The sequence below is a fragment of the Streptomyces yerevanensis genome, assembly GCF_000716805.1.
Taxonomy (GTDB): domain Bacteria; phylum Actinomycetota; class Actinomycetes; order Streptomycetales; family Streptomycetaceae; genus Streptomyces; species Streptomyces flaveus.
In genome coordinates this window covers 1-7,403 of sequence record NZ_JNWJ01000152.1, presented here as the reverse complement: position 1 = coordinate 7,403, position 7,403 = coordinate 1, and the positions used below count along the sequence as shown (strand labels likewise).

Sequence of the window (7,403 nt, the reverse complement as noted above, 5' to 3'; positions counted from 1 at the left end):
AGGCCGCACCACCCAGCCGATCGACTTCATCACCACAAACGGCCGCACCGCGGCCTGAGCCCGAACGAGGAAAGCCATGACGCTGACCATCGGCCCGCTGCGGGCCGAGCCCGGCCAGAAAACCCGCGGGAGCCTGCCCGCCGACCTCGGCACCACGACAGTGGAGGTGCCCCTGATCCTCGTCAACGGATCCCGACCCGGCCCCCGGGTCGTGATCACCGGTGGCGTCCACGGCGGCGAGTTCATCGGCGTCGACGCCGCCACCCGCCTGGCCGGGCTGCTGGAACCGGACGAGGTCGCCGGCCAGGTGGTGATCTGCCCCGTGGCCAACCCCCCGGCCGTCTACGGGGGCAGGCTCAACATCTCCCCGCTGGACGGCGTGAACATCAACCGCGTGTTCCCCGGCGACAAGGACGGCGGCCCCACCGACCGGATGGCGGCCTGGCTGTTCGAGCACCTGATCGACGGCGCCGACTCCTACGTGGACCTGCACAGCGGCGGCATCGACCAGCATCTGCTCGACTTCGTCGGCTACCGGCTGACCTCCGACGACGAGCTGGGTGGGAAGATCAAGGCGATGGCCCACGCGGTCGGATACGAGCGAGTCATCTTCGGCACCAGCCCGGACGGCGGCAACAGCCACGCCGCGGCGAACCGGCAGGGTGTCCCCGCCATCCTCGTCGAGACCGGGCAACTCGGCGACCGTGACCCCGCCACCGTGCGCAGGCTGCTCGACGCGCTGTACCGGCTCCTGCACCACCTCGGCGTCATCGAGGCGCCGCAGCACCTCGCACCGGTGACCGTGCAGCCGCGCGACTGGATCTGGACCGGCGAGGTCGAGTCTGCGGTCGCAGGCCTCTGGTACCCGGACGCGGCCACCGGTGACGAGGTGACCGAGGGGCAGACCATCGGCCGCATCATCGACCCGGTCGACGGCGCCGAGCACAAGGTTGCCGCCGTCTCCACCGGAACGATCATCTACTGCATGAACGGGCTCTCCGTCCGCCCCGGCACGCACCTCGCCGCCATCGCCACCCCCCACGACTGACGGGCCTCCTACCCGCCCACTGAACCGCCCCCATCCCACTGAGCTGGTCCCCATGCCCTACTTCCAGGAGATTTGTCATGACTAATGCCCAGATCGGTCGTAGAGCGCTCCTGCGCGGAGCAGGCGGCCTCGCCGCCCTCGCCGCCGTGCCTTCGCTCGCCGCCTGCGGCACCGGCACCAGCCGCGTGTCGTCCGGTTCGGGTAAGTGAGTGTTTTTGATCCTGAGCTCCGGTGATCGCATGGTCGGCCGCGCGATGTAATCGACCAGGTTGCGCGTGTCGGGCTTGGAAACTCGGTGTCTCTGTCACCAGTGACCAGTTGAAGATGGCGGCATGGACGCGCAGAAGGTGACCTTGCGGAAAATGACGCTGTCGGAGTACGACGCGGCGACTGAGCATCGTGAAGCTGAGGCGACCCGTGAACTCAGTAAGTTCATGCCCCAAGAGCTGGCACGGGAGCGGACCCGACAGGGCACCGCTCAGTTCCTCCCGGACGGGCTCGACACAGCTGGTCATCATCTCGTGGTGGCGGAGAACGGTTCAGGCGAGATTGTGGGGAACGCTTGGATCGGTCCGGATCCGCGCCAAGCTTCGGGCACCACTAGCTCAGCTTGGCTCTACGACATCAACGTCTTCGCCCCGTTCCGGCGCCGCGGATACGGATCCGCGATCCTCGACGCCGCCGAGGAGCTCGTTTCCCGCGAGGGCAAGACGTCGCTCAATTTGAACGTCGTCGGGGGCAATGAGGCAGCCATTGCCATGTATCAACGCAATGGTTACGACGTGTCGTCAATGTACCTATCTAAGAGGGTGCAACGCTAGATCAGACGGTGGGCGTCTGCTTCTTCGTCCAGTCGGAGACAGGCTTCTTCCGAGTCGGTCTGCGGGTGCCGATAATTCATCCGGCCAGGTCACGGCCTTGATCACTGTCTCGGGGTGCACCCGCCGCTCGTCCCGGTGTCTTCACGTGGACCGCGGACGGCGGCATCATGATCCGTCGTGCTCCTGCGCCTGGCCTACTTCGCCGCGACCCACACCTTGACGCTCCTGCGTCTGCTGCCCATGAGCGGCCGCGATAAGGACATCGAGATCCTTGCCCTACGGCACCAACTGCTGGTCCTGCAACGCCAGGTCGGCAAGCCCGCGTTCACCAACACCGACCGCGTAATCCTCGCCGGCCTGCTCCACCGCCTCCCGAGAGACAAGCTGCGACAGCTTCCGCTGCTGGTACAGCCGGACACGATCTTGCGCTGGCACCGCGATCTGCTCAAGCGGCGCCATGCCGCGACCTGCGTGCCGAAGCGCCGCGGGCGCCCGCCCACGATCCGCTCGATCCGCACCCTGGTACTGCGCCTCGCCCGCGAGAATGCCTCCTGGGGGTACCGCCGGATCCACGGCGAGCTTGCGGCCCTGGGCATTCAGGTCGCCGCCTCCACCGTCTGGGAGATCCTGAAGGAGCACGGCATTCCGCCCGCGCACGAGAGACAGAGCACCACCTGGGCCGACTTCCTGCGCGGCCAGGCCGACGCACTGCTCGCCTGCGACCTCTTCGAGGTCCGCACCCTGACCGGTGCCCGCCTGTACGTCTTTGTCGTTCTCGAGCACGCCACCCGGCGCATCCGCATCCTCGGCACCACCGCACACCCCACCACCGAGTGGGTAGTGCGGCTCGGGCGGAACCTCGTCATAGACCTCGAGGACGCAGGCAGCAAGGCCAGGTTCTTGATACGCGATCGCGACTCGAAGTTCACGCAGGCCTTCGACGCCGTCCTGGCCGACGCCGGACTCAACGTCATCACCACCGGAATCCCAGTGCCCAGGATGAACTCCCTCATAGAGCGCTGGATCCAGACCTGCCGACGCGAGCTCCTGGACCGCACCTTGATCTGGAACCAGAGCCACCTCCTGCACGCGCTCTGCGAGTTCGAGTCCTTCTACAACGGACACCGGCCCCACCGCGCCCTGGGGCAAGCAGCCCCGCTCCGCCCCCTGCCTGCACCGATCACCGAACCAGGGCAGATCGGCCCCCTGGAAGTCCATCGACGAGATCGACTCGGCGGGACCCTTCACGAGTACCAACGCGCCGCCTGAGCTGGGCGGATGATTTATCGGCATCCGCAGTGTCGGTGGTGGCCGGGACGACGGGGTTGCCATCAGGATCGTCGTCTCCGCTGGCCGTCTCCTCCCAGTTCTCTTCCCGCTCGTCGCCGTCGTCCTCCAGGTCCCAGCCCAGGTCGTCTTCGTCGGACGCGTCGCCGTCGTCGGTCCCCAGCTCCTCTTCGGGCTGGTCCTGCGTCGGTTCCCAGTCGGGGGAGTTGAAGTAGTCGTTCAGGCCGGTCTCGGCATGGGTGAGGGATGTGCTGACTAGGACGTGTCTCTTTGATGGGCTGGTCAGCCGACCGGATGTGCCTGTCGGCTGCTGATCACTGATGCGATGGGGGACCGGATCGAGCCGATGATGCCGGCCGATCCGGTCCGCGGGCGGCGAGGTAGGCAGCCACCGCCCGGTCCGGGGCGTCGCCGTCAACACCCCCCCGGCACACGCCCGATCGCCGCCGACGACGGTGTACGCCGCCACCCGAGCAGGTGACGGATCACCAAGCCCGCGCCCGCACCGCTACCTGCCCCTCACGCCAAAGACTCGTACAACCACGGGACTTGAAGCCGCCTGGTTTCAGCCTGTGAATGTTCCGCGGTGCTCGCCGCCGCGGTCGCGGCCCTGGCCGCGCTGGCGGCGCTGCTCGTCGCCGGCCCGGCCCAGGCGGCCACCACCAGCGACGTGCGCGGTGTTGATTCCGGCCGCTGTCTCGATGTGGCGGGCTTCAGCCAGACCGACGGCGCGAACGTGCACATCTGGGACTGCCACGGTGGAATCAACCAGCAGTGGACGTTGACGGACAGCGACCAGCTGACCGTGTACGGCAACAAGTGCCTGGATGTCCGGGGCGGCGCCACCACGGCCGGGGCCCCGGTGCAGATCTGGACGTGCAATGGCAGTGACAACCAGCAGTGGCGGGTGAACCCCGACGGCACGGTCGTCGGCGTGCGGTCCGGGCTGTGCCTGGAGGTCTCGGGCTGGGGCAAGGCCAACGGCACGGGGGTGCAGATCTGGTCGTGCCACGGCGGCGCCAACCAGAAGTGGACCGGCCTGTCCGGGGCGAGCAACGCGTGTGCTCTTCCGTCGACCTACCGGTGGACCTCGACGGGTCCGCTGGCGCAGCCGGCGAACGAGCAGCTCGCGCTGAAGGACTTCGCCACCGTGAAGTACAACGGCAAGCACCTGGTCTACGCGACCACCGCCAACGCAGGTGGGTGGGGCTCGACGGGGTTCAGCCCCTTCACGGACTGGTCGGACATGGGGGCGGCCACCCAGACCAAGATGAACCAGACCGCGGTGGCGCCCGAACTGTTCTACCTCTCAACCAAGAACATCTGGGTGATGGTGTACCAGTGGCCGGCGTTCCTCTACAGCACGTCCAGCGACCCCACCAACCCCAACGGCTGGTCCGCCCCGCAGTCGCTGTTCACCGGCACCCTCCCCGAGGGCCCCGATCCGACCCAGAGGGACGCCCCGCTCGACGCGACCCTGATCGCCGACGACCAGAAAATGTACCTGTTCTTCGCCGGTGACAACGGCAATATCTACCGGACGAGCATGCCGCTCGAGAACTTCCCCAGCAGCTTCGGCTCCTCGTACACGACGGTCATGAGCGACGTAAAGGACAACCTGTTCGAGGCGCCGGAGGTCTACAAGGTCCAGGGCCGGAACCAGTACCTCATGATCGTTGAGGCGCAGGGTACGAACCGCTACTTCCGCTCGTTCACCGCCTCCAGCTTGAACGGTCCGTGGACCGTCCAGGCCGGCAGCGAGAGCATCCCCTTCGCGGGCCAGGCCAACAGCGGTTCCACCTGGGCCCAGGGCGTCAGCCACGGTGACCTGGTCCGCAACAACCCCGACCAGACCATGACCATCGATCCCTGCAACCTGCAGTTCCTCTACCAGGGCCTCCTCAAAGACATCCCGCCGGGCACCGGCTACATGCAACTGCCGTACCGGCCGGGCCTGCTCACCCTGCAGCGCTGACCCGCCTGATCCACGGTGATCGCGATGTGGTGCGGTCCGCCGACGCGTAGACGAGCTGTCTACGGCGTGGGCAACTCCACCTGCTGACCGATACTCACCGCCTTGAGGAACCCCAGCCGCGCGTCGGCTGGGGTTCCTCTCTTTCATGGCGACAGGGATCGCACAGGGTGCGGATCCAGCGCCCGCCTGAAGGCCCTGATCGACCTCGGCCTCGGCTACCTCACCCTCGGCGAGGACGCCCCCGCCCTCTCCGGCGGCGAGGCCCAGCGCCTCAAACTAGCGGAGACCGGCTTCGATCTCGTACTGCCGGATTAGCTCCTGATAGTCGGCAGGGTCCACGTCATGGTGCAAGGTGACGTTCGCCCCCTTGGCGACGGTGGCGATCTCGACCAGCAGCCGGTTGGCCTCTTCCTCGGTGGCGTAGAGCCCGACATTGATCTGCGTCCCGACTGCGGCGGTGGCCCAGGGGACGGGGCAGGGCGGCGCGTGGTCAGGGACCGGGCACAGGATCAACGAGATGACTTCCTGCAACTCCTGCGCGTCCTTGCCTACGGGAACGTGGATCTCGTAGACGCGCCTGCTCTGGCCGGTCATAGGAGCCTCCGTCCCCCCAGGATACGGGTGGGACAGCGCGCGGTCGCCCAGGGCATCGCCACCCCATACAACTCCGGGGTCAATGAAGGCCGCATCACGGACGTGAAGCTCCAGAAACGCATCATGGGAGGACGCGCTGGCATTCCGCTCCTGCGCCACCGAGTCATCCTGATCGCCCACCTACGCCGCCGTGATGCGGGCGCACCTCTCACGGCACCAAGATGATCTCCGGCTACGAAAATCTTGCCAGAGCCACATTCACGTGTACTTCCCTCTCTTCGAGAGGGAAGTACACCCCCTCAGTTCGCAGAGCCCTCGAGTCACCCGAACCAGCGATAGCACCACACCTGTTGCACTCGGTATTGTCGGTTCCACCGGCGCTGAGCTGCACGAATTCCCCATGATTCGCCTCGCGCCGCACTCGCTACCCCAGAGAAGCCGCGATCCACCCGATGGTGGTGACCTTCCAGTCGAGCTGACGGGCTGCCTTGCGCATCGCGGCCCTGATCAGTTCAACTCCGCCGAGCCCGACGGCCTCCTCGTCGTCCAGGTTCACCTGGTAGGAGCCGCCGTAGCCGCCAGCGCCCTCGGGACAGACGCGGCGCAGCAGCGGGACCAGGGCCTCAGCCATGGCGAGGCAGCGCGGGTCCTTCGCGTAGGAAGCCATCCGAGCATCGTAGAACCGCGCCCACGCACCGGTCCGGCGTACGGGGCAGGACCAGGCGGGGCGCGACGGCTGGTGCCGGGTCCTAGGCTGCGACCATGTCCGAGATCAAGACCCCGACGCCCCGCGACGCCTTCGAGCTGCTGCTGGCCGGTAACCAGCGCTTCGTCGCCGGCACCCCCGAGCACCCCAACCAGGACGCCACCCGCCGCGCCGAGATCGCACCATCCCAGCAGCCCTTCGCCGCGCTGTTCGGGTGCTCCGACTCCCGGCTGGCCGCCGAGATCATCTTCGACCGCGGCCTGGGCGACCTGTTCGTGGTGCGCACCGCAGGCCACGTCATGGGCCCGGAGGTGCTGGGCAGCATCGAGTACGGCGTGGACGTCCTGGGCTGCCCGCTGGTCGTGGTCCTCGGCCACGACTCGTGCGGCGCGGTAGGCGCAGCGTGCGCCGCCCTGGAGAACGGCATGACACCGGCCGGATACATCCGGGACGTCGTCGAGCGCGTGACCCCCAGCGTGCTGGCAGCACGGGCCGCCGGACAGGTTGAGCCCGAGGCGATCCTCGCCGAGCACGTACAGCACACCGTCGACCTGCTGCTGGACCGCTCCCGGGTACTCGCCGAGAAGGTCGCCGCCGGCCAGGCCGCCGTGGTGGGTCTGTGCTATCGCCTGGCCGACGGCAGTGCACAGCTCGTTGCCTGCCGCGGCCTCGATGCGGCGGTCCCCGCCGCGTCCTGACCGCCCCGGCAGCGCGAAGGTTGCGACCCCCTGTGACTGGTTGGTCACTGCATGGCTTGAGGTGACGGTACGCAGCGGCGGCCTCCTGTCGGCCAGGAACTGTGTAATGCGCCAGCGAGGCCGTGCTGCAAAGCGCGGTGGTCAGCCTTCCGATAGCGCTGGCCGCTGCGGGGGTGCCGCAGCGGGCGGTAGCTGGGCGGGGTGCTGGCAGGCCGCGCACAGCTCATGACGGGCCTGGGGTGTGATGACAGTGCCCCATCCATTGCATCTCTCG

At 67.7% G+C, this 7,403-nt stretch carries 10 protein-coding genes; 7 read left to right on the top strand and 3 right to left on the bottom strand.

Annotated elements, in window-relative coordinates:
• Positions 1-76 precede the first annotated feature (76 nt).
• From OP79_RS48530 to OP79_RS48520, 4 genes are all read left to right on the top strand, one after another.
• The gene (locus OP79_RS48530) at positions 77-1,048 is read left to right on the top strand and encodes a succinylglutamate desuccinylase/aspartoacylase family protein (protein WP_033329637.1); all 972 of its coding nucleotides are present in this window, start codon (positions 77-79) and stop codon (positions 1,046-1,048) included.
• Between the two features lie 77 nt (positions 1,049-1,125).
• Complete coding sequence (locus tag OP79_RS58200; RefSeq protein WP_281194639.1) at positions 1,126-1,257, top strand: hypothetical protein; 132 nt, start codon at positions 1,126-1,128, stop codon at positions 1,255-1,257.
• Between the two features lie 123 nt (positions 1,258-1,380).
• Positions 1,381-1,869, top strand: a complete 489-nt coding sequence (locus OP79_RS48525) for a GNAT family N-acetyltransferase (protein ID WP_033329636.1) — start codon at positions 1,381-1,383, stop codon at positions 1,867-1,869.
• Positions 1,870-2,046: 177 nt separating this feature from the next.
• Positions 2,047-3,138 (top strand): integrase core domain-containing protein, encoded by a 1,092-nt coding sequence (locus OP79_RS48520; RefSeq protein WP_033329635.1) that lies wholly within the window; start codon positions 2,047-2,049, stop codon positions 3,136-3,138.
• Here OP79_RS48520 and OP79_RS55850 read toward each other — a convergent pair.
• Entirely contained in the window at positions 3,050-3,625 is a 576-nt protein-coding gene (locus OP79_RS55850) for a hypothetical protein (protein ID WP_157857544.1), read from the bottom strand. The two genes, OP79_RS48520 and OP79_RS55850, sit on opposite strands and share 89 nt — an antisense overlap.
• A gap of 117 nt (positions 3,626-3,742) precedes the next feature.
• Here OP79_RS55850 and OP79_RS48515 point away from each other — a divergent pair, with 117 nt between their 5' ends.
• Together OP79_RS48515 and OP79_RS55845 are read left to right on the top strand one after the other, a co-directional pair.
• The gene (locus tag OP79_RS48515) at positions 3,743-5,131 is read left to right on the top strand and encodes a non-reducing end alpha-L-arabinofuranosidase family hydrolase (RefSeq protein ID WP_033329634.1); all 1,389 of its coding nucleotides are present in this window, start codon (positions 3,743-3,745) and stop codon (positions 5,129-5,131) included.
• Positions 5,132-5,233: 102 nt separating this feature from the next.
• Positions 5,234-5,446 carry a hypothetical protein gene (locus OP79_RS55845; protein ID WP_157857543.1) on the top strand — a complete coding sequence of 71 codons (213 nt, stop codon included), beginning with the start codon at positions 5,234-5,236 and terminating at the stop codon, positions 5,444-5,446.
• Here OP79_RS55845 and OP79_RS48510 read toward each other — a convergent pair.
• Together OP79_RS48510 and OP79_RS50260 are read right to left on the bottom strand one after the other, a co-directional pair.
• Positions 5,408-5,725, bottom strand: coding sequence for a hypothetical protein (locus OP79_RS48510; protein ID WP_033329633.1), 318 nt, complete (start codon positions 5,723-5,725; stop codon positions 5,408-5,410). The genes OP79_RS55845 and OP79_RS48510 overlap by 39 nt on opposite strands.
• Before the next feature lie 424 nt (positions 5,726-6,149).
• Positions 6,150-6,392: a hypothetical protein gene (locus tag OP79_RS50260; RefSeq protein WP_245685753.1), complete on the bottom strand. Its 243-nt coding sequence runs from the start codon at positions 6,390-6,392 to the stop codon at positions 6,150-6,152.
• A 95-nt stretch (positions 6,393-6,487) separates the two neighbouring features.
• On the opposite strand from OP79_RS50260, the gene OP79_RS48500 reads away from it, so the two are divergent.
• Positions 6,488-7,129, top strand: coding sequence for a carbonic anhydrase (locus OP79_RS48500; RefSeq protein ID WP_033329632.1), 642 nt, complete (start codon positions 6,488-6,490; stop codon positions 7,127-7,129).
• The last annotated feature ends 274 nt before the right edge of the window (positions 7,130-7,403 follow it).